Origin of the sequence: Aeromonas sp. (assembly GCF_051657805.1) — a bacterium.
Lineage (GTDB): Bacteria > Pseudomonadota > Gammaproteobacteria > Enterobacterales > Aeromonadaceae > Aeromonas.
Genome location: NZ_JBOFLJ010000019.1, coordinates 89567 through 111629 on the forward strand (window position 1 = coordinate 89567; position 22063 = coordinate 111629).

Annotated in this window: 18 protein-coding genes; 12 read left to right on the top strand and 6 right to left on the bottom strand. The window is 63.9% G+C overall.

Translation table 11 applies throughout. From position 1 onward, the window contains the following. Window positions 1-126 precede the first annotated feature (126 nt). The gene (locus ACRCYW_RS06045; RefSeq protein WP_438549238.1) at window positions 127-948 is read right to left on the bottom strand and encodes a potassium channel family protein; all 822 of its coding nucleotides are present in this window, start codon (window positions 946-948) and stop codon (window positions 127-129) included. A gap of 31 nt (window positions 949-979) precedes the next feature. Between ACRCYW_RS06045 and ACRCYW_RS06050 the strand changes: the two genes are divergently transcribed. The 3 genes from ACRCYW_RS06050 to glnE all read left to right on the top strand — a co-directional run bounded on the left by ACRCYW_RS06050 (window position 980) and on the right by glnE (window position 5759). Further along, on the top strand, window positions 980-2230 hold the full coding sequence (locus ACRCYW_RS06050) for a methyl-accepting chemotaxis protein (protein WP_438549239.1): 1251 nt from the start codon (window positions 980-982) through the stop codon (window positions 2228-2230). A gap of 70 nt (window positions 2231-2300) precedes the next feature. Beyond that, entirely contained in the window at window positions 2301-2741 is a 441-nt protein-coding gene (locus ACRCYW_RS06055) for a GNAT family N-acetyltransferase (protein ID WP_438549240.1), read from the top strand. Window positions 2742-2879: 138 nt separating this feature from the next. Next, window positions 2880-5759 carry a bifunctional [glutamate--ammonia ligase]-adenylyl-L-tyrosine phosphorylase/[glutamate--ammonia-ligase] adenylyltransferase gene (gene glnE, locus ACRCYW_RS06060; protein ID WP_438549241.1) on the top strand — a complete coding sequence of 960 codons (2880 nt, stop codon included), beginning with the start codon at window positions 2880-2882 and terminating at the stop codon, window positions 5757-5759. Between the two features lie 119 nt (window positions 5760-5878). On the opposite strand, the gene ACRCYW_RS06065 is transcribed toward glnE, so the two are convergent. After that, window positions 5879-7060: a M28 family metallopeptidase gene (locus ACRCYW_RS06065; RefSeq protein ID WP_438549242.1), complete on the bottom strand. Its 1182-nt coding sequence runs from the start codon at window positions 7058-7060 to the stop codon at window positions 5879-5881. Window positions 7061-7668: 608 nt separating this feature from the next. Continuing rightward, window positions 7669-8196: an RrF2 family transcriptional regulator gene (locus ACRCYW_RS06070; protein WP_438549243.1), complete on the bottom strand. Its 528-nt coding sequence runs from the start codon at window positions 8194-8196 to the stop codon at window positions 7669-7671. A 130-nt stretch (window positions 8197-8326) separates the two neighbouring features. Between ACRCYW_RS06070 and ACRCYW_RS06075 the strand changes: the two genes are divergently transcribed. After that, window positions 8327-9529: an NAD(P)/FAD-dependent oxidoreductase gene (locus ACRCYW_RS06075; protein ID WP_438549244.1), complete on the top strand. Its 1203-nt coding sequence runs from the start codon at window positions 8327-8329 to the stop codon at window positions 9527-9529. 270 nt (window positions 9530-9799) lie between these two features. On the opposite strand, the gene ACRCYW_RS06080 is transcribed toward ACRCYW_RS06075, so the two are convergent. Continuing rightward, the gene (locus ACRCYW_RS06080) at window positions 9800-10534 is read right to left on the bottom strand and encodes an SDR family oxidoreductase (protein ID WP_438549245.1); all 735 of its coding nucleotides are present in this window, start codon (window positions 10532-10534) and stop codon (window positions 9800-9802) included. Window positions 10535-10902: 368 nt separating this feature from the next. On the opposite strand from ACRCYW_RS06080, the gene bufA2 reads away from it, so the two are divergent. The 3 genes from bufA2 to ACRCYW_RS06095 all read left to right on the top strand — a co-directional run bounded on the left by bufA2 (window position 10903) and on the right by ACRCYW_RS06095 (window position 12888). Then, entirely contained in the window at window positions 10903-11169 is a 267-nt protein-coding gene (gene bufA2 / locus ACRCYW_RS06085) for a BufA2 family periplasmic bufferin-type metallophore (RefSeq protein ID WP_438549246.1), read from the top strand. 83 nt (window positions 11170-11252) lie between these two features. Further along, the gene (gene bufB, locus ACRCYW_RS06090) at window positions 11253-12119 is read left to right on the top strand and encodes an MNIO family bufferin maturase (RefSeq protein ID WP_438549247.1); all 867 of its coding nucleotides are present in this window, start codon (window positions 11253-11255) and stop codon (window positions 12117-12119) included. Then, window positions 12103-12888, top strand: coding sequence for an HvfC/BufC family peptide modification chaperone (locus tag ACRCYW_RS06095; protein WP_438549248.1), 786 nt, complete (start codon window positions 12103-12105; stop codon window positions 12886-12888). Before bufB ends, ACRCYW_RS06095 begins: the two co-directional genes overlap by 17 nt. Before the next feature lie 61 nt (window positions 12889-12949). On the opposite strand, the gene ACRCYW_RS06100 is transcribed toward ACRCYW_RS06095, so the two are convergent. Both ACRCYW_RS06100 and ACRCYW_RS06105 read right to left on the bottom strand, forming a co-directional pair. After that, a complete protein-coding gene (locus ACRCYW_RS06100) occupies window positions 12950-15103 on the bottom strand; it encodes an AsmA family protein (RefSeq protein WP_438549249.1) in 2154 nt (717 codons plus the stop codon). A gap of 197 nt (window positions 15104-15300) precedes the next feature. Then, the gene (locus tag ACRCYW_RS06105) at window positions 15301-17448 is read right to left on the bottom strand and encodes a prolyl oligopeptidase family serine peptidase (RefSeq protein ID WP_438549250.1); all 2148 of its coding nucleotides are present in this window, start codon (window positions 17446-17448) and stop codon (window positions 15301-15303) included. 230 nt (window positions 17449-17678) lie between these two features. Here ACRCYW_RS06105 and ACRCYW_RS06110 point away from each other — a divergent pair, with 230 nt between their 5' ends. The 5 genes from ACRCYW_RS06110 to ACRCYW_RS06130 all read left to right on the top strand — a co-directional run bounded on the left by ACRCYW_RS06110 (window position 17679) and on the right by ACRCYW_RS06130 (window position 21898). After that, window positions 17679-18890 (top strand): threonine synthase, encoded by a 1212-nt coding sequence (locus ACRCYW_RS06110; protein WP_438549251.1) that lies wholly within the window; start codon window positions 17679-17681, stop codon window positions 18888-18890. Next, a complete protein-coding gene (locus tag ACRCYW_RS06115) occupies window positions 18887-19552 on the top strand; it encodes an amino acid ABC transporter permease (protein ID WP_438549252.1) in 666 nt (221 codons plus the stop codon). The genes ACRCYW_RS06110 and ACRCYW_RS06115 overlap by 4 nt, the downstream gene beginning before the upstream one ends. A 92-nt stretch (window positions 19553-19644) precedes the next feature. Further along, window positions 19645-20307: an amino acid ABC transporter permease gene (locus ACRCYW_RS06120; RefSeq protein WP_438549253.1), complete on the top strand. Its 663-nt coding sequence runs from the start codon at window positions 19645-19647 to the stop codon at window positions 20305-20307. Continuing rightward, a complete protein-coding gene (locus tag ACRCYW_RS06125) occupies window positions 20304-21065 on the top strand; it encodes an amino acid ABC transporter ATP-binding protein (protein ID WP_438549254.1) in 762 nt (253 codons plus the stop codon). The genes ACRCYW_RS06120 and ACRCYW_RS06125 overlap by 4 nt, the downstream gene beginning before the upstream one ends. Further along, window positions 21062-21898, top strand: coding sequence for a transporter substrate-binding domain-containing protein (locus ACRCYW_RS06130; RefSeq protein ID WP_438549255.1), 837 nt, complete (start codon window positions 21062-21064; stop codon window positions 21896-21898). The genes ACRCYW_RS06125 and ACRCYW_RS06130 overlap by 4 nt, the downstream gene beginning before the upstream one ends. Window positions 21899-22063: the final 165 nt, after the last annotated feature.

Here is a 22063-nt window from a genome sequence, read left to right on the forward strand (position 1 = left end):
AAGAAAGCTGCCCTCCCCCGCCCTGCGAGCTGGCTCGCATCTTGCCCTCACCGCCACGCGACCATTCCAGACGCCGCCGCGGGCGCCAGCCGAAGAGCAGGCCTCCACTGACGCCGATGGCAACCCCTAGCGCTGCCTCAGCGCCCTGACCTCTTCCCGCAGCGCCTTGAGCTCTTGCAGCAACTGATCCTGCTGCTCGATCTGCCTGCGCTGCCACTGACCCTCCTCATCGCTCGTCTTGCCCGGGCGCACGAACAGGCTGGCCATGAAACCGCTGATGGCACCGAACAGGCCGACCCCGAACAGGATGAGCAGGCTGGCGGCGAAACGCCCCTCCTCCGTCTTGGGCACCAGATCCCCGTACCCCACGGTAGATAGGGTGACGAGCGTCCACCAGAAGGCGTCGTAGGGCGTCTGGATCTCGCTGCCCGGATGGCCCGCCTCCAGCCAGTAGATGACGCCGGATCCCACCCCCAGCAGCAGGAAGAACAGGAACAGTATGCCGGACAGGGTGGTCTCGTTGCGCTCGCGGCGGAACATGCCGAGCAGATCCGGCCCGTTGCGGATGAGTTGATAGACCCGCCACAGCTGGATCAACCGCGCCCAGCGCAGCTGCTCCACCATGGGCAGGCTGCCCGGCAGATAGAACCAGTTCGCCTTGAAGAAGGCCATCCGATCCGGGGCCCGCACCCAGCCATAGGCGAAGTGGGCGAGGAAGAAATAGCAGATGAGGCTGTCGAGGTCATAGAACAGCTGCCGGGTCTGGGGGCTCAGATCCCCATGCCCCCACCAACGGGCGCAGACCAGGGTGACGGAGATCACCGACAGAAACGCCATCAGCAGATCCATGGCGCGCAGGTGACTTAAGTGATGTCGCATACAATTTCCAACTTTAAACGCAGTGCCAAGTAACAAAAAGGAAGATAATGCCGATAGCCATGACGACAAAGGAAAAATGGACGTTGAAAGGAGAAAGATTATGCAGTTGAACTTGCTGGAACGGCGCATGAGCAATATCCGTCTGGTGCCCAAGGTGGTGTTGCTCATGGTGTTCAGCACCCTCCTGTTGCTGGTCAAACTCTGGTTCGATGCCAGCAATCTGGAGGCCACCCTGCTGGCCGAGGGCATAGAGGCCACCAAGGCCAATGCCATCTCCGATCGCCTGCTCTGGACCGGGCTGATGGAGACGGCCCTGATGGGGGTGCTCTTCGTCATCCTGCTGCTGACCGGCTCCCGCCTCATGGTCAAACAGGTGCACTACCTGGTGGGGCTGCTCGAGCGTTTCGCCCGCAAGGATCTCAGCCACAGCGTGCTGCTCAAGTCCCGCGACGAGTTCGGTGACATCGCCAAGGCGGTCGCCCACTCCCAGGATAACCTCAAGGAGGTGTTCGGCACCCAGCGCGTCGCCTGCAAGGAGCTCAACGACATCGCCTCCCAGGTGACCCTCTGCATGGAGGAGGCGAACGAGGCGATCAACGAGGAGTTCACCCAGATAGAACAGCTGGCGAGCGCCATGAGCCAGATGGTCGGCGCCATTCGCGAGGTGGCGGCCCATGCGGAGCAGGCCTCCCACGCCACCGCCGACGCCAGCGCGCTGGCCGAGGAGGGCAGCCGCTGCGTGGCCGCCACCGTCAACACCATCGATACCCTGTCCGGCAACATCCAGCGCTCCTCCACCGTGGTCAACGAGGTGGAACACGGGGTGGATCGCATCGGCTCGGTGGTGGACACCATCCGCGGCATCTCCGAGCAGACCAACCTGCTGGCCCTGAACGCTGCCATCGAGGCCGCCCGTGCCGGTGAGGCGGGACGCGGTTTCGCCGTGGTCGCCTCCGAGGTGCGGGAGCTCGCAAACCGGGCCCAGGCCGCCACCGTCGAGATCCAGAAGATGATCGAGCAGTTGCAGGGCAACGCCCGCCAGGCCGTCGGCCTGATGGCCGAGAGCGTGCAACAGGCGGACAAGGGGGTGGAACAGGTCACCCAGGCCGGCGATCAGCTCGCCACCATAGTGCAGCGGGTACAGGGTGTGGCGGACATGAACCGCCAGATCGCCGCCGCCTCCGAGCAGCAGAGCTCGGTGGCCGAGGAGATGAGCGCCAACCTGGAGCAGGTCAAGCAGGTGGTGGAAGGATCCGTGGTGGTGTTGCGGGAGCTGCAGGAGGCCTCCCAACTGGTGGAGCACCACAGCCAGACCCTGGACACGCATATCCAGGCCTTCAAGCTGGCCTGACGGCATCAATCTGGTACGCTGAAGGCCCCACAAGGGGCCTTTCTTATTGATGCCACGGCAAGGAGCCAGGATGCAGACCACAGAACTTGCGCTTGAGATCAGCGACGACAAGGGGCGGCTCGACGTGCCGCTCATCCACCGCTTCCTGTCCGAGGAGGCCTACTGGAGCCCCGGCATTCCATTTGCCACCGTGCAACGGGCCATCAACCATTCCCTCTGCTTCGGCGGCTATCTGGCGGGCCAGCAGATCGCCTTCGCCCGGGTCATCACGGACAGGGCCACCTTCGGCTATCTTTCCGACGTATTCGTGCTGCCTGCCCATCGTGGCCGGGGTCACAGCAAGGCGTTGATCGGCGCCATCCTCGCCCACCCCGAGTTGCAGGGGCTGCGCCGTCTCATGTTGGCCACCGCCGATGCCCATGGGCTCTACGCCGGCTTTGGCTTCGCGTCCCCTGCCCGCCCGGAGAGCCTGATGGAGAAATACGATCCCGAGATCTACCAGCGCCCCTGAGCCACGCCGACCATCCTTTTCCCTCGCCGGATCAAGCTTCTCGCCCCGGACCTGTGACGGGGCTGCGCGGCGATGATAGATTGGCTGCCGGCGTTTTCTCTTTTTTCTGCAGACCCGTGAATCACAAGGACGGCTACCGTGGCCCAGCATGCATCTCTCACCCCAGCGTCTCTCCCCCTTCTCCCGCCCTTGTTGCAAGAGCAGGCCCAGCGCCAGTGGCAACGGCTGCTCGACCTGAGCCCAGCCTATGGGGATCTGCCCAATGAGCAGCAGACCCTGCTCGTCTTGCTCGGTCTCTCCGACTTTGTCGCCGACTGCCTGATCAAGCAGCCGGCGCTGCTGGCCGAAACGCTGGCCTCGGGGGCGCTGGAACAACCCGAGCGCTGGCCCGCCTATGAGCCGGATCTGGCGGCCCTACTCGCCGGGGTGGAAGACGAGGAGGCGCTCAAGCGCATCCTGCGCCAGTTCAGGCGCAGCCGCATGCTGGTGATCGCCTGGCGCGAGCTGCTGGGGCATGCCGAGGTGGAGGAGAGTTTCGTCCACCTGACCAAGTTGGCGGATACGCTGATCTGCGGCGCCCGTGACTGGCTCTACGCCAAACAGTGCGCCGAGCTCGGCACCCCGGTGGATGGCAACGGGGATCCCCAGCCCCTGCTGATCCTTGGCATGGGCAAGCTCGGCGGCGGCGAGCTGAACTTCAGCTCCGACATCGACCTCATCTTCACCTTCCCGGAGAACGGCTATACCGTCGGCGGGCGGCGGGAACTCGCGAACCAGCAGTTCTTCATCAAGCTCGGCCAGCGCCTGATCAACGCGCTGCATCAGAGCACGGTCGACGGCCAGGTGTTTAGAGTCGACATGCGGCTGCGCCCGTTCGGCGAGGCGGGGCCGCTCGCCATCTCGTTTGCCGCCATGGAGGATTACTACCAGCACCACGGCCGCAACTGGGAGCGCTACGCCATGGTCAAGGCGCGGGTGCTGGGGCCCCAATGCGAGCACGCCCAGGCCCTCACCGAGCTGCTGCGCCCCTTCGTGTTTCGCCGCTACATCGACTTCGGGGTCATCGACGGCTTGCGCCAGATGAAGGCGATGATCGCCGCCGAGGTGCGCCGCAAGGGGCTGGAGGGCAACATCAAGCTCGGCGCCGGCGGCATCCGCGAGGTGGAATTCATCGCCCAGGCGCTGCAGCTCATTCGCGGCGGCCGTGAGCCTGCCCTGCGGGTGCGCCACCTGCCCGAGGCCCTGGCCGCCATCGCCCAGAGCGGTGCCCTGGAACCCGAGCGCACCGAGAGGCTGCTCGGCGCCTACCGCTTCCTGCGCCGGGTCGAGAACATACTGCAGGAGATAGGGGATCAGCAGACCCAGACCCTGCCCACCGAGGAGCGGGATCGCCAACGGCTGATAGCCTCCCTCGGCTTCACCGACTGGCCCACCTTCATGGCCCACCTCGATGAGGAGATGGCCGCCGTCCACCTGGAGTTCGTCGCCGTGGTGGGGGAAGAGAAGGAGGCCCCCGCCCACCTGGAGCAACTCTGGCTCGATCTCTGGCGCACCGAGCTGGACGCCAGCGAACTGGAGGCCTTGCTGTCCAGCCAGGGGGTAAGCGATCCGGCTCCGCTCTGCGCCGCCCTGCTGCGCTTCAAAGAAGAGTACAAGCGCCGCCAGGTCGGCCCCCAGGGGCGGATCGCCCTGGACTGGCTGATGCCCGAGCTGCTGCGGCTGGTGGTGGCGAGCCAGGAGCCCGCCCGCCTGTTCGAGCGGGTCTGCACCCTGCTGACCCGCATCTTCACCCGCAGCGCCTACCTGCAACTGCTGGCGGAAAACCCCGCCGCCCTGCGCCAACTGGTGCGGCTCTGCGACGCCAGCCACCTGGTGAGCGAGCAGCTCGCCCGCTACCCCATACTGCTGGACGAGCTGCTGGATCCCCAGCACCTCTACCACCCCACCCCCCTGGATCAGTACAAGCCCCAGCTGCGCCAGTTCCTGCTGCGCATCCCGGAGGAGGACGTGGAGCAGCAGATGGAGGCCCTGCGCCAGTTCAAGCAGGTGCAACTCTTGCGCATAGTGGCGGCCGACATCGCCGGCGCCCTGCCGCTGATGAAGGTGAGCGATCACCTCACCTGGCTGGCGGAGGCCATCACGGAAGAGGTGGTCAATCAGGCCTGGACCCAGATGAGCGAGCGTTACGGCGTTCCCCCCGAGGTTACCAGCGACCGGCGCGGCTTCGCCGTGGTGGCCTACGGCAAGCTCGGCGGTATCGAGCTCGGCTACGGCTCTGATCTGGATCTCGTCTTCCTGCACGGCGGCGATCCCAACGGCTATACCGATGGTCGCAAGCCCATCGACAGCCGCCAGTTCTACCTGCGCCTGGCCCAGCGCATCCTGCACCTGTTCAGCACCCGCACCCCATCCGGCATCCTCTATGAGATCGACATGCGGCTGCGCCCCTCCGGCGACTCGGGGCTCCTGGTCTCATCCCTAGCCGCCTACGAGCAGTACCAGCAGCAGGAGGCCTGGACCTGGGAGCATCAGGCGCTGGTGCGGGCCCGCCCCATCTATGGGGACGAAACCGTGGTGGCCGAATTTGCCCGCATCCGCCGGGCCGTGCTCGCAAAGGATCGGGACCTGCCGACCCTGGCCAGGGAAGTGCGCGAGATGCGCCAGAAGATGCGGGATCACCTGCTGAAAGCCGGCGAGGGGGAGTTCGACCTCAAGCAGTCCCCCGGCGGCATGGTGGACATCGAATTCATCGCCCAGTACCTGGTGCTGGCCCACGCCAGCGGCGAGCCGGATACCCTGACCCGCTGGTCCGATAACGTGCGCATCTTCGATGAGTGCGTGCTGACGGGGGTCTTGACCCTGGAGCAGGCAGAGGGGCTCAAACACGCCTATCTGGAGATCCGCAACCTCGGCCATCGCCTCAACCTGTCGGAGATCTCCCGCAAGGTCAGCGATGACCAGCTGCTGCCCGAGCGCGGCCTGGTCGAGGGGGTCTGGCAGCAACTGCTGGGGGTGTGAAATCACCCCGGTTTGAACAATAAAAAGAGGGCGCCTTGGCGCCCTCTTTTGCTGAACTGTCCCCTCACACCTGATGGGGACAGAGCCTTTCATTGCGTGGCTCATCTCCCCCTGGCGTCTCAGTTTATCTTGCCCATCTCGATGGCAAAGCTGGTGGCCAGCTGGGCGAACTTGAGGGCATGGGCGGCCGAGGGATCCGAGTTCTGCAAGGTGTCCTGGGCGGTGTGGATGTTGGGGTTGTAGTCGTTGAAGCGCGACTCGAACGGCATGGCGGCCGGGTAGCCCTGATTGTGCCAGGAGGCGTGATCCGAGCAGCCGTAACCACAGCTGTCGTATCCATAGCGGATCTGGGGCAGATAGGCGTCGAGCAGCTGGGCCAGATAGCCGGTCAGCCCCTTGTCGGTGTAGTCGGTCATGAAGACGATGTCTTCCGCCGATCCCTGGTAGTTGGTCATATCCAGCTGCAGCGCCGCCAGCACCTTGGTGTTGGCTGCCTTGTAGCGGGTGGCGATGTCCTTGGAGCCGCGCAGCCCCACTTCTTCCGCCGCATAGCCGATGAACTGCAGGGTGCGCTCCGGCTGGCGGCCCTGCTCGGCGATGACCCGCAACACCTCGGTCAGGGTGGCGATGCCGGAGGCATCGTCGTCGGCGCCCGGCGCCAGGGTGCGGCTGTTGGGGGCGGAGCCCGCGGTGGAGTCGAGGTGACCGCCGAGCACCACCACTTCGTCCGGGTAGCGGCTGCCCTTGAGGGTCAGCACCACGGATTGCTGCGGATAGCCGCTGTGCTTGACCCTGCTGACGCTGGCCCAGGGCAGGGCGGCGCTCAGACTCTGCCACTGGCCGGCCACCCAGTCGGCCGACTGTACCCCTGTGGTGGTGGTGTAGTAGCGGTTGCGCCAGCTGGCCAGCTGGCTGATGGTGCCGACTATGTTGCCCTGATCCAGATAGGGCAACAGCCGGTTGACGCTGGCTCCCTGGGTCAGCGGCGGGGCGTTGAACAGGTTCTGGCTGATGGGCTGGGCCATGCTCTGCAGGGCGTCGGCCAGGGTGCTGTGCACCACGTAGCCGCCGCAGCGCTGGTGACCTTCGTGCATCAGGTGGGAGAGGGTGCCGAGTTCGCTAGCCTCGACCTGGGCCAGCTGGATCGGGGCGCCGCTGGCGCTGAACAATGGGGTCAGCTTGGCCTTGACCTGCTTGAGTTCGACGCCGCTGTCGGCACCGACCGTGATCCAGACGGGTTCGGCGGCTTGCGCGGCGAAGGGGAGCAGGGGGAGCAATAGGGCGGTCAACAAGGGTTTCATATCGGATCCTTCCAGATAGAGTTGCGGGCAAATGTGCCAAATGGGTGTCATAAGACGACTGGCCCAGTCTAGCCAAGGGGGGATGCGCGTGGATTTGCCCATCTGATGTGGCCACCCCCCCGTCCGGTGGGGGCAACTGCAGGATCTGCTGTCTACTGCGCCGGTTCGAGGGAGGCTGACGGAGCTTTGTGCTGGCGAGGGTGCTCCACACAGCGCGCCCGACGGACAGGACGATGACAGCCCAGGCTGGGGGGCTGACAAAGGGAGTCAAACTGTGCCACATCGACGCGGATAGCCGGGTGCTGGCAGCAACGACATGCCGGCAACCGGGTGATCAATGAAGCCATCGGATGGGGGACGACCAGCTCATGTTGAGCAACAGGGCGCTGGTACAAGGTCAGTCATGGGAAGAGAGGCAGCTGGTGTTGAAAGGCCTAGGGATCCATGGAGCCCTCATGGTGGGGTCCTGTTTCAAGTGGCCTTCCAATCCCTGGTGGCGGCAGAGCTATAACGTTGGACCCCAAAGCCCAAGACTGACAGAACTTTACCTCAAGGCGATCTCTCGGTTCCCCTCAAGGCTGCCTTGGCGAGAGATGCCCTCAAACAGGTCACTCCCGTTCAGGGGTGGCGGCCTTGCTGCGACGATCGCTGATCCACTGTTTCACCTCGATGGTGAAGGTATCGGGGGCTTTGCGGTACATCTTGCACACCAGGTCGAGGATACTGCACCGCGCCAGCTCTTCCTCCATGCGCTGTTGGGCGCCATCCATGACGGCGCGAACACCGCAGGGGCCGTCGCAGGCCCAGGCGGGGGGAGTCTCGTCAAACAGGGCCAGTCGCTGGCGGATCTCGCGACATTCAAATAGCGACTTGTCCCCGTCGATGGCCTGCACCACATCCAACACTGTGATCAGCTCGCTGGCCCGGGCGAGTCGAAATCCCCCCCCCTTGCCTTCCGAGCTCACCACCAACCCCGCCCGGGAGAGGCGGGTAAAGATCTTGGCCAGATAGTCGTACGGCACATTCTGCAATTCTGCCATTTCGCGCACGCTCAGCTCACGCTCGTTGCCTTTCGCATCGACCATGCTCATCAGGCTGTGAATGCCGTATTCCACACCAGAACTGTAAAACGCCATTGCTTGCTCCATCTCGTTCGTCCTGCTGATGGTACAGCAGATACTCAGAAAGATCTTGTCGCAGTTAACTCGGATAAGTATAGTCGTAGATATCGAGACAAATCAGCCTGTACCTTTGGAAGGGAAAAACATGAAGCAACGTATTCTTATCATCGGCAGTGGTTTTGCCGGCATGTGGGCCGCCGTCGGTGCCGCCCGCCTGGCACATCTTCAGGGTAGCCATGAGCTGGAGATAGCCGTGCTCTCCCCCCAGCCCGAACTACGGGTCAGGCCACGTTTCTATGAGGCGAATGTAGCCTCGCTGACCGCCGATCTGAGGCCCCTGTTCGAGGCCCTCGATATCCGTTTCATTGTCGGCAGTGCTGACCGGGTGGAGTGCCAGGAAAACCGGGTCTGGTATCGCAATGCTCAAGCCGAGATGACCTGCATTGCCTACGATCGTCTGGTGCTCGCCGGCGGCAGCCAGTTGCACAGATTCGGCGTCAAGGGCATCGCCGAATATGGATTCGACATCGATCAGCTGGAGACGGCGCAGCGCCTCGAAGTGCATCTGAACGCCCTGCCAACCCAGCCAGACAGTCCGGCACGCAACACTGTCGTGGTCTGTGGCGGTGGCTTTACCGGGATCGAGCTGGCCACCGAACTGCCTTCACGACTTAAGGCCCTATTAGGCGTCAATACGAATACCAAAGTGATCGTAGTAGAGCGTGGTACTGTCGTCGGTGGCCAGTACAGTGAAGCGCTGCGCGAGGTGATCCGCAACGCCTGCGATGAGCTGGGTGTGGAGTGGCGACTGAATACGGGCGTGGAAGTGGTGGATGCAACCGGGGTGACGCTGCAAGATGGCAGCCGGATTGACGCGGCTACCGTGATCTGGACCGCCGGGGTCAAGGCCAGTTCACTGGGGGAATCCATCGCCGCCGAGCGCGATGCGCAGGGGCGTTTCATCGTCACGCCGGAGCTGCAGATCCCGGGTCATCCGAATATTTACGCCACGGGCGACATGGCCCATGCCAAGACGGATGACCTCGGCAACACGGCGCTGGTGACCTGCCAGCACGCCATCCAGTTGGGGAAATTCGCCGGACACAACGTCGCTGCCAGTCTGCTAGGCGTCACTGCGCTGCCTTATCGCCAGGTCAACTATGTGACCTGCCTTGATCTGGGGGCCTGGGGCGCCGTCTATACCGAAGGCTGGGATCAGCAGGTGAAACTGGTTCGCGAAGAGGCGAAGAAACTCAAGATCGCCATCACCAACGAGCTGATTTATCCGCCCAAGCCTAATCGCGACGAGGCCTTTGCCGCCGCCGATCCCCTGGCCAAGTTTGTTTGATTGCCCGCCAGTCCCAGGGTGCGAGTCAGGCAGTAACCTGACTCGCACTCATTTCAACTGAACGAGGGTCTGACTCAATCACTGTGCAGACGACACCTCAATGCCGAGCAGACATGGGGCTGCTTGTGGCGAACAAACCGTTGAGAACAAACAAGAGACCAGACACCCCATAGCGTCAGTCGTGAAATAGTGATCTTTGCGGATCAACGACTGATGGCCCTCATCTATGAGCCCTCAGTGTTTGGGGAAGATCAGCCTTCCCCACACCTCTCAGCGCCCGCCCGCCACATCGATAAAGGTGCCGGTGGCGTAGGAGGCCTCATCCGACAACAGCCAGGCGATGGCGGCAGCGACCTCCGCGGGCTGACCACCTCGTAGCAGTGGAATATTTCCCTTGATGCGATCCACCCGGCCGGGTTCACCGCCATCGCCGTGCATGTCGGTGTAGATAAACCCGGGCCTCACCCCGTTGACCCGGATCCCCTGGGCTGCCACCTCCAGAGACAAGCCCTTGGTCAGCACGTCGATGGCCCCCTTGGAGGCGGCATAATCCACATACTCACCGGCGGAGCCGAGGCGCGCGGCAGCGGAGGAGACGTTGACGATGGCGCCCCCGGCCGTCATCCGGCGCACCGCCTCCCGGCAGCAGAGGAAATAACTGGTGACATTGGTGGTCAGGGTCTTGTTGATGCGCTCGGCGCTCATCTCCAGCACCCGCATCTGTGGCTGCAAGATGCCGGCGTTGTTCACCAGATGGGTGATGGGGCCGAGCCGCTCATCCATCTCCTCGAACAGCCGCATCACCTCGGCCTCGATGCTGACGTCCGCCTGCAATGCTATGCAGGCCACCCCATGATGCTCGCGGATCTCCGCCATCAGCGCCTCGGCAGTTTCACGGCCCTGGCGATAGTTGAGGCAGAGATCATAGCCCTGCCTCGCCAGATGACGGGCTGTCGCCGCCCCTATCCCCCGGCTGCCGCCGGTGATCAATACTCGCTTGCTCATCTCACCTCCCTGTTTATGGCTCTCATGGCCTGCCCAGATACTACCCCGGCAGATCTGGTGCGCAACGGGTGAAATGGGGATCGATCAGACCATGAGCACCGCCGTGCCAGCCCATGGCTAACGGACGTCTCACTCTGACGCGCAAAAAAGATGCATGCAATTTGAATGTAAATCGCGCTCGCCACGGTCTTGTTCAATGAGCGTCGTCATCGGGGCCCAGAGTGATCCAAGGGTTCGAACCGGATCGTAATAGGGTCAGTGAGCCACACCTCCCTGAGTGCAGTACCGGAGGCCGCGCCTCACCCGATGACGTCACACGGACACTCGGCCAATACGGGCAGAGTGACGACATGACCAAGGAGAACAAGATGCACGCAACCCGCAAAACCCTCAACTGTCTGGCCGGTGCCGCTCTGGCCATGGCCGCCGTCTCCCTCTCCGGTGCCGCCATGGCCGCCAATACCGGACAACACGGTGAAGATCAGGTGCAGTGCTGGGGAGTGAACAGCTGCAAGGGCCACAACGACTGCAAGACCGCCAAGAACAGCTGCAAGGGACAGGGCGCCTGCAAGGGCCAGGGCTTCCTCAGCATGACCCGGGAAGAGTGCAACGCCAAGGGCGGGAAAACTCGCTAAGCTGACCACTAGCTCTTGCCATGGCCGGTCCCTGCGAGGGGTTACCGGCCTGTTTTTTAAGGCCTCTCAACCAAGGAGTCTGGATGCACCACTTCCCCTGGCTTGGCTTCGGTCTCGGGCTCAGGCCCCCCCACTTTCAGGATGTACTGGATGGCGCAAAAGGCGTCGACTGGTTCGAGATCCTGTCGGAGAACTTCATGGTAGCGGGGGGCAAGCCGCGCCATTATCTCGATCGCGTGCGCGCCGATTACCCCATCGTCATGCACGGGGTCTCCATGAACATAGGCTCCACCGACCCCCTCGACATGGACTACCTCGCCCGCCTGCGGGAGCTGATGCGCAGCATAGAGCCCGTCTGGCTGTCGGATCACCTCTGCTGGACCGGTGCGGGCGGCCAGAGCAGCCATGATCTGCTCCCCCTCCCCCTGACGGATGCAGTGCTGACCCACCTGATCGATCGCATCGATGGGGTGCAGAACTACCTCGGTCGTCCCCTGGTGCTGGAGAACGCCTCCACCTACCTCGCCTTCCCGGGGGACGAGTATCTGGAGCAGGGCTTTCTCAACCAGCTCAGTCGGCAGAGCGGATGCAAGCTGCTGCTCGACATCAACAACATCTATGTGAGCAGCCGCAACCACGGCTTCGATGCCAACGCTTATCTGGACGAGATAGATACCCAGGCCGTGGTACAGTTCCACCTCGCCGGCCACAGCGACTATGGCGACTACGTCATCGATACCCATGACCACCCCATAGTCGATCCGGTCTGGTCCCTGTTCGAGCGGGCGGTGCGCCGCTTCGGCCCCGTCAGCACCATGATAGAGCGCGACGATCACATCCCCCCCTTCGCTGAGCTGGTGGCGGAGCTGAACCAGGCCAGGCGCATCGCCTCCCCCCACTGGCCCACCGGCAAGGTCCATCGCGAAGTGCCCCATGCCAGTGCCCGCTGAACTGCAAGCCCTGCAGCAGGCCTTCATGCAGGGCCTGTTGCAACAACCCGACTCTCCACCCGTTCCCCTTGTCGCAGGCCACCTGTCCGCCGAACTGCGCTGGCAGATCTATGCCAACGCCTACCAGAGCCGGCTGCTGGAGTGTCTGCAGGAGGATTTCGAGCAGACCTGGGCCTATGTGGGAGATGAGCTGTTCGAGCAGTGCTGCCTCGGCTATCTGGCGCAGCACCCGCCCCGTAGCTGGACCCTGCGGGCACTGGGGGCGAGCTTCCCCCACTACCTCGAACAGGCCCTCGCCGAACATCCCCAGGTGGCGGAACTCGCCGACTTCGAGTGGCGCCTTCGCGCCGCCTTCGACGCCGCCGATGCAAAGCCTCTGACCCTGAGCGAGATCCAGCGCCAACCCGCCGAGTCCTGGCCCGGCATGCGCTTCGTCCCTGTGCCGTCGGCCGACCTGCATCCCCAGCATTTCAATACCCTGGCGGTCTGGAAGGCGCTCAAGGACGAGCAGGCGCCGCCTCCCCCCCAGTATCAGGCGCATCCGAGCCTCTGCCTCATCTGGCGAGACGGCGAGCGCCTGAGCCGTTATCGCAGCCTGGAGCTCGACGAGGCCACGGCGGTGCAGGATCTGTTTCGGCGGGAGACCTTCGCCAGCCTCTGCCTGCACCTGGGAGAGCGACTCGGGGAAGAGGTGGCCGCCTTTCGGGCCGGCTGCTTCCTGCAGCTCTGGCTGGCCGAGGGGCTGATCGGCGGATTTCGGCAGGATTGACCCTTGGCACAAAAAACGGGCCCAAGGGCCCGTTGTCATGAATGCGTGATGCGAAGCCAGGCTACTTGAACAGCCCCTTGAGCAGCTGATCCGCCGCCCCCTTGATCCCCTCGTCGTTGGCCTTGTCCCCCAACAACTTTTTGAGACCGCGCTCGGCCTCCTTCTTGGCCTTCTCCTCCAGCACCTTGTTGTTGTTGAGCAGCGCCTTCACATCCAGCTTGTAGCTGGGCGCCTGCCAGTGGCCGCCGATGTGCACCGGGATGGTGATGTCGTTGAGCTCATCCACCGTCTTGCCCCCCTGGCCCTTGCTGCTCTCCACCACAGAGGTGAGGAACAGGAAGTCGAGGGTCTCGGGCACCAGGGCGGTCTGACCCTGACCCTGTACCCGCAGGGCCGGAGCCGCCAGCCGGATGTCGTCGCTGCGGGCGATGCCATTCGCTATCTGGAAGCGGGCGCTGAGATCGCTGAAGTCGGTCTTGCGCGCCTCGTTCACCTGCTCGGCGCCCTTGCCAGTGAGGGTGGCCCGCGCCTCGCGGATCATCTGGGCCAGGTTGATGCCATGCAGGGCACCGTCGCTCAGCTTCAGGCTCATTGTGCCCTGCATCTGACTGCGCAGGGCCTGCTCGGAGAGACCGCGCCCCTGCACCTGGATGTCCAGATCCCCCTTGCCCTCCAGTCGGTCGTTCTGGCCCAGGGTCTGCAGCAGCGGGCGTATCTCCACCCCCTGGATCTGCTTGTGCACCCGGTAGCTGGCGGGTTGCTGGCGGGCATCGAGCACTCCGCTTGCACTCACCTGACCACCGGCCACGCCGGCACTGAACTGCTTGAGATTGAGCTCACCGCCGCCCAGGGCCAGTTGCAGGTCGACGGCGCTCAAATCCAGCCCCTTCACCTTCAGGCTGCCCAGTTGCAGTCGACCCGCCAGATCGACCAGCTTGAGGGCACTCAAGTCCGGCTCTGCCGTGGACAGGGACTGAGCCGAGGGGGCTGACTTGGCCGCTGCGCCCTGCTCACCCGCCGACACTGTGGCCGGTGCGGCAGAAGATGCGGCAGTCTTGGCCCCGTCCTGCTTGCCGAGCCAGGCGTCGAGATCCAGCTTGTCTCCCTTGAGATCGAACTCGACCCTGGGCACGGCACCGAGTGTCACCACGCCATTGCCACTCAACAAGGCATCATCGGCCCCCATCACCAGGTTGGTCAGGGTGACGGTCTGCTTGTCCAGCTCGGCGCGGGCGAAGCCCGCCAGCTTGAGGGAGAGGGGCGAGCGTGGCAGACCCTCCCCGCTCAGCTTGGCGGCCAGCACAGCATCCGAGACCTCTACCAGTTGCAGGCTCTCGTCGACCTTCGCCTTGAGGGTGCCATCCAGCGTACCGGCCAGAGTCGGCTTGGCCACCTCCCCCTGGGCACCGTTCAGACTCAGAGTCAGGCTGCTCCACTCCCCCAGCGCCAGGCGATCCGCCTTGAGGGAGAAGTCATCCAGCCGCTGCTTGGGGTCGCTCAGGCTGCCGCTGAGCGACAGATCCTTGAGCTCGCTCTCCTTCTCATCCCGGGCCAGCTTGATCTCGGCCTGGCCCTTGATGTCGAAGGCCAGCTCACCCCGTGCCCCTTTGGCGGCCAGGGTCACCGGCACCCACTCCCCCAGGGTCAGCTGACCCAGGTTGAGATCCAGGCGCTCGAGACGAGAGCTGACGCCGCTGCGATCGTCCTGCACCAGTGCGCTGGCCTGCTCGAGGGAGACCCCCTTGAGGGTGACTTGCCAGGGCTGAGACTCGTCGGCAGGGCTGGCGGGGGCCGCTTCGCTCGCACCGACCTCCTTGCCCTCATCCTTGACCAGATCCGTCAGGTTGCTGCTGCCGTCAGACTTGGTCTGGATGAAGAGGTGGGCACCGCTCAGGGTCACCTCGCCTATCTCCAGCCGATGGGAGAGCAGGGGCAAGAGTGCCACCGAGGCCTCCCCCTTCTCGACCCGGATAAGATCCGGCTCGGCAAAGCCGGCTGGGTTGCGCAAGGCCACCTTCTCGAGGGAGAGCCCCAGGCTCGGCCAGAAGCGCCAGCCGATATCCCCCTCCATCACCAGCTCGCGGCCCGTGTTCTTCTTCACCTGCTCCACCAGCTGGGGCTTGAACTGATTCGGGTCGATCAGGCTGACCAGGGCAACGATGGCCACCAGGGCGGCCAGCGCCAGCCCCAGCAGTATGTAGACGATCTTCTTCACGATGACTTCCTCAATGCAGATCCTGCGGCTGACTATACCACCGGGGGGATAGCAGAGGGCAAGGCGGAGCCAAAACCGGCAAATGGCGAGACAGGGATGGTCGTGCCCAGCCCCTGAACGGGGCCCAGACAACGAAAAGGGCCCCGTGGGGCCCTTGATCATGATCGGCGCGGCTGATACTAGCCCTTTCACCCTGGTCAGGGCTGCAACGGCAGTTGCCGGTAGCCCATCTCGTAGAGGGTGAAGGCATAGAGATCCGCGCTCTGCTCGATAAGCTTGGTGACCGGCGTGCCTGCTCCGTGCCCCGCATTGGTCTCGATGCGGATCAGCTGGGGATGAGGGCCCTCGTTGTCCGCCTGCAGGGTGGCTGCAAACTTGAAGGAGTGGGCCGGCACCACACGATCGTCGTGATCCGCCGTGGTTATCAGGGTCGAGGGATAGCTCACCCCCTCACGCAGGTTGTGCAGGGGCGAGTAGCCCTTCAGATACACGAACATGGCCTCGCTGTCGGCGCTGGTGCCGTAGTCATAGGCCCAGCCCGCCCCGGCGGTAAAGGTGTGGTAACGCAGCATGTCGAGCACCCCCACCGCCGGCAGGGCGACCCGCATCAGATCCGGGCGCTGGGTCATGACGGCCCCCACCAGCAGGCCACCGTTGGAACCGCCGCGCACCGCCAGCTTGTCGGTACTGGTGTAGCCTTCGGCCTTCAGGTACTCGGCCGCTGCGATGAAGTCGTCGAACACGTTCTGCTTGTTCATCTGGGTGCCCGCCAGGTGCCAGGCCTGGCCATACTCGCCGCCCCCACGCAGGTTCGCCACCGCGTAGACACCCCCCAGATCCAACCAGTTCGCCACCGACACGCTGAAGCTCGGGGTCAGACTGACGTCGAAGCCGCCGTAGCCATAGAGGATGGTGGGATTGCTGCCATCGCGTTTCAGCCCCTTGCGATAGCTGATGATGAGCGGCACCCGGGTGCCGTCCTTGCTCTGGTAGAAGCGCTGCTCCGAGACATAATCTGCGGGATTGAACGGCACCGCCGAGGCGCGGTAGAGGCTGATCTCGCCGCTCTTGGGGGCCAGCCTATAGAGGGTCGGCGGCTGGGCATAGTTCTCGAAGCCGAAGTAGATCTCGGGGTCGTCGTGCTTGCCATTGAAGCCGCTGACGCTGCCGGGACCAGGCAGTGCAATGTCCCGCACCTTGTTGCCCTCATAATCAAACTGCTCGACCCGGGCGGTGGCGTCCACCATATATTCCGCGAACAGATAGCCGGCGCCGCTGTGCACCGACAGCACCTGGGGCCGCTCCGGGATGAGGTCACGCCAGTGTTTAGGGCCCGGATTGCTCGCATCCACCGTCACCAGCCGGCCATTGGGGGCACCGCGATTGGTCTGCAGGTAAAGCGTGCTGCCCCGGTTGTCCACCAGGCTCACATCCGCATCCAGATCCCCCTGCACCGTCAACAGCGGCGCGTTGTCCTCGGTCAGATCCTTCACATAGAGGCGATTGCCCGAGGTGGAGTTCGCCGCCGAGATGAGCAGGTAGCGATCATCCTCGGTGACGCTGGCCCCCACGTAGCGGTGTTTCTGGGCCGGGATGGCGCCAAACACCAACCGATCATCTTCCTGCGCCGTGCCGAGGCGATGGAAGTAGACCTTGTGCTGATCCGTCTTGGCCGACAGCTCGCTGCCGTCCGGCTTGTCATAGCTCGAGTAGAAGAAGCCCTCGTTGCCGAGCCAGCTGATGCCGCTGAACTTCACGTCCTTGAGGGGCGCCTCCAGTGGCTGTTTGCTCTCCACATCCATCAGGTGGATCTCGCGCCAGTCGCTGCCGGCCAGCGACAAGGAGTAGGCCAGCCGCTTGCCGTCCCGGGAGAAGCTCAGCTGATCCAGCGCCGTGGTGCCATCGGGGCTGAGGGTATTGGGATCGAGGAACACCTCGGCGGGCTTGCCCGGGGCCTGGCGCCACAGCACGTTCTGGTTTTGCAGGCCGTCGTTCTTGAAGAAGTAGTGGTAGCGCCCCTCGCGAAACGGCGCCCCCTCCTTGGCATAGTTCCAGGAGGCGGCGAGCTTGCTCTTTATCGTCTCCCGAAACGGGATCCTGGCCAGGTAATCCTGGGTCACGGCGTTCTGTGCCTTGACCCAGGCCTCGGTCTCGGGGCTGCGGTCGTCTTCCAGCCAGCGATAGGGGTCGGCCACGGCCTGACCGAAGTAGTGATCCACCTGCTCGCCCTGGCGGGTGATGGGGTAATGAAGGCGCGTTTTCCCTGACATGGCATCCTCTTGAGTTGAGTGACCACTGCAGGCACCGAGCAATGTCAGGGCCAGCAGACAGACAATGGATCGCATCGAGGCAACTCCCTGCGGTTCGAATGAAGCAGGCAGGTTAGCAAAGAGTGGCATGGCCCCCAACCCCCCAGGGGAGACCTGACTCAGGCGAGCACGTCCCTGTGCCAGAGCGGCCCCTTGCCATAGCCATCTTTTCGCTTAAGTTTGCCGCTTTATTTTGTTTGTTATCCGGCACTTGGGTCACAGGATGGCATAACCGACCAGCCCAGACGACCCGCTCAGGATAATCCATGCCCTATAGCTATCTCTCCCATTTGCGCTGCAGCAAGACAGGCGAAATCCATGATGCCGACCAGCCCCAGCAACTGAGCCGGGTCGGGGCGCCACTGCTGGCCAGCTATGATCTCGAGGCCCTGAAGAAGGACTGGCACCCTGCGGCCCTGCTGGGTCGTCCCGCCAGCCTGTGGCGCTACCACGAGCTGCTGCCGGTGCGCGATCCCGCCCAGGTGGTGACCCTGGGGGAAGGCTTCACCCCGCTGTTGCCGCTGCCCAAGCTCGGCAAGCAGATAGGCATTCCGGATCTCTGGATGAAGGATGAAAGCATCATCCCCACCGGCTCCTTCAAGGCCCGTGGCGCCGCGGTCGGCCTCTCCCGTGCCCGCGAGCTCGGCATCGCCCATTTCGCCATGCCCACCAACGGCAATGCAGGCGCAGCCTGGGCCCTGTACGGTGCCCGCGCCGGCCTGCGCAGCACCATCGTCATGCCACAGGCGGCCCCCGCCATCACCAGGCTGGAGACTTCCCTCGCCGGTGCCCGCCTCTATCTGGTGGATGGTCTCATCAGCGACGCCGGTCGCCAGGTGGCACAGGCGGTGGCGGAGCAGTCCCTGTTCGACGCCTCCACCCTGAAGGAGCCCTACCGCATCGAGGGCAAGAAGACCATGGGGCTGGAGATCGCCGAGCAGTTCGGCTGGACCCTGCCGGACGTGATCCTCTACCCCACAGGTGGCGGCGTCGGCCTCATCGGCATCTACAAGGCGCTGCGGGAGTTGCAGGAGCTGGGCTGGGTCAAGGGTGACCTGCCCCGGCTGGTGGCGGTGCAGTCGAGCGGCTGCGCCCCCATAGTGCAGGCCTGGCAGCAAGGAGCGTCAGAATCGACCTTCTGGCCCGACTCCCAGACCCTGGCCTTTGGCATCAATGTACCCAAGGCGCTGGGGGACTTTCTGGTGCTCGACGCCCTCTATCGCACCGAGGGCTGCGCCATCGCGGCGGACGACAGGGCCATCCAGAGCGAAATTCGCCAGCTCGCCTCCCAGGAAGGCAGCTTCGTCTGCCCGGAGGGGGCCGCCGCCTTCGCCGCCGCCCGCCAGCTGCGGGAATCGGGCTGGATAAAAGGAGGGGAGCGGGTGGTGGTGCTCAACACGGGCGCCGGCATCAAGTACCCGGACGCCATCACAGTCGTGCCCCAGCGCCTGCGCCGTGACGGGAGGATCCCCGCATGACCTTCGACTGGGCCTTTATCGTCGCCACCCTGCCCGCCTTCGGCAAATCGGTCTGGGTCACCTTGCAGCTCGGCGCCATCGTCATCACGACCTCCCTCGCGGTGGCCCTGCTCAATGTTGCGCTGCTCGGCCTGCACAGGCCACTGCTGAGCGCGGTGATCCGCGGCTATGTGGAGCTGGCCCGCAACACGCCGCTCTTGATCCAGCTGTTCTTCCTCTACTTCGGGCTGCCGGCGCTCGGGCTGTCGCTGTCGGGCTTTGCCACTGCGGTCATCGCCATGACCTTCTTGGGCGGCGGTTATCTCACCGAGGCGTTGCGGGCCGGGGTGGCGGCGGTACCTCACAGCCAGCTGGAGGCGGGCCAGGCCATCGGCCTCTCCCGCTGGCAACTGCTGCGCCACGTACAGCTGCCCCAGGCCTGGCTTGCCAGCCTGCCGGCGCTCTTTGCCAACTTCATCTTCCTGCTCAAAGAGACCACGGTCGCCTCGGCGGTGGCGGTACCCGAACTGCTCTACACCACCAAGAACTACATCGCCCTCTACTACAAGACCTACGAGATGCTGGCGGTGCTGACATTGATGTGCGTACTCATCTTCCTGCCGCTGTCCCTCGCCCTGCGCGTCGTTGAAAGGAGGCTGCAATATGGTCAGTTCGGTCATTGAGTCGCTGATGCAGTCGCGGACTCCCATGTGGGCACGGATCTTTCTGCCGCTGCCGTCACCTGCCCTGCACACATTGGAAGGGAGGGATGATTATGACCACTCCGGTTTCTGAGTTACTGGGCCAGGCCCTGCCCCTGCTGGTGGTCGGCGCGGGCCAGACCCTCGCCATCTCGTTGCTCGCCATCCTGTTCGCCACCTTAGGGGGCCTGGGTTACGGCGTGCTGGCCCAGCAGGGCGGCCGCCTGACCCAGGGCGTGCTGCGGCTGTATCTGGAGCTGTTTCGGGTGGTGCCCGTGCTGGTGTGGCTCTATCTGTTCTTCTTCGGGCTGCCCATCGTCTTCAGCCTCGATATTCCGGCCTTCTGGTGCGCCGTGCTGGTGCTCTCCCTGTGGGGGGCGAGCGAGGTGGGGGAAGTGGTGCGCGGTGGCCTGGGGTCCCTCGCCCGTGGTCAGCAGGAGGCCGGGCTGGCCCTCGGCCTCTCCCGCTGGCAGCTTTATCGCCACGTGCTGCTGCCCCAGGCACTGCAACGGCTGACGCCACCGACCATCAACATTCACACCCGCATCATCAAGACCAGCTCCCTAGCGGTGCTGATCGGGGTGGTGGAGGTGATCAAGGTGGGCCAGCAGATCATAGAGCGCACCTATGCCTCCCTGCTTATCTACGGCCTGCTGTTCCTGTTCTTCTTTTTGGTCTGCTATCCGCTCTCGCTCGCCTCGCGCCGGCTCGAGCAAAAATGGGGTAATGCGGTATGACGCCTCTGCTTGAACTCAATGCTGTCAGCAAACAATTCGGCCAAAACCGGGTACTGGACGGGGTCAGCCTCGCCATAACCCCCGGGGAGGTGATCGTCATCCTGGGGCCAAGCGGCTGCGGCAAGAGCACCTTGCTGCGCACCCTCAACGGGCTTGAACCCATTCAGGGCGGCGAGATCCGCTTCGATGGCCAACTCCTGGATGCCGCCACCGACTGGCAGCGGCTGCGCCAGCGTATCGGCATGGTGTTCCAGAGTTATCACCTGTTCCCGAACCTGAACGTGCTGGAGAACGTGCAGCTCGGGCCCCTTCAGGTGCAAAAACGGGAGCGGGCCGAGGCCCTGCTGCAGGCGGAGCAGTTGTTGACCCGGGTGGGCCTGTGGGAGAAGCGCCACGCCTATCCGCGCGAGCTCTCCGGCGGCCAGCAGCAGCGCATCGCCATAGTGCGGGCCCTGTGCATGAACCCCCAGGTGATGCTGTTTGACGAGGTCACCGCCGCCCTGGATCCCGAGATGGTGCAGGAGGTGCTGGAGGTGATCCGGGATCTCGCGGGCAGCGGCATGACGCTGCTCATCGTCACCCACGAGCTGGCGTTCGCCCAGGCGGTGGCGGATCGCATCGTCTTCATGGAGGAGGGCCACATCCTGGAGCAGGCCAGCCCCCGCCAGTTTTTCGATAACCCACGCAGCCAGCGTGCGCGCCAGTTCCTCGCCAAGTTTTCTTATACAAATGTCATCAAACGAAAGGAGTCAGCATGAAGAAAATTACCTCGGTATTGTTTAGTGCCCTCATCGGCCTGGGCATCGCCAGCGGCGCCGCCCAGGCGGCGGACGGTTCCCTCGACAAGATCAAGGCCCGCGACAAGCTCATCGTCGGGGTCTTCACCGACAAGCCCCCCTTCGGATTTGTGGATGAGAAGGGGCGCTACGTGGGCTTCGACACCGATCTCGGCCGCCGCTTCGCCAAGGATCTGCTGGGGGACGAGAACAAGATCGAATTCGTGGCGGTCGAGCCCGCCAGTCGTATCCCCTTCCTGCAGAGCGACAAGGTGGATCTCATCCTCGCCAACATGACGGTGACCCCGGAGCGGCGCGAGGTGGTGGACTTCACCAACCCGAACCTCAAGGTGGCAGTGCAGGTGCTGGTGCCGGAGAAGAGCGCCGCCAAGGGGCTGGACGATCTGGCGGACAAGACCCTGATCGTCACCACGGGCACCACGGCCGACATCTGGCTGACCCGCAACCACCCGGACTGGAAGGTGCTCAAGTTCGAGAAGAACTCAGAATCCCTGCAGGCACTGGCCCAGGGCCGTGGCGATGCCTACGCCCAGGACAACCTGGTGCTGTTCAGCTGGGCCAAGGAGAATCCGGGCTACCGCGTGCTGCCCCAGAAGCTGGGTTCGGAAGACCCGATCGCGCCGGCGGTGAAGAAGGGCAATATCGAGCTGCGTGACTGGGTCAACGACCGCCTCGCCAAGCTGGGGGAAGAGAAATACCTGCTCAAGCTGTATGACGAATATGTGCGTGAGAAGTTGAGCGCCGACACAAATCCCAACGACGTGATAGTGGAAGGAGGCAAGTGGCAGGGTTGATCCCCGCCATCCCGCAGAAGTGCTGAGTGTGTGTGATCTTTGGTTCCGTTGGTCCGCAAACCGCAAGGTTTGGTTTTGCAGGCGTCCCCGCTTGGGTGACGCCTTTTTTATTGACGGGATCATCAGTCTCAGATGAGAGCCTCCTGACGCCTCCTGACAAGTTGC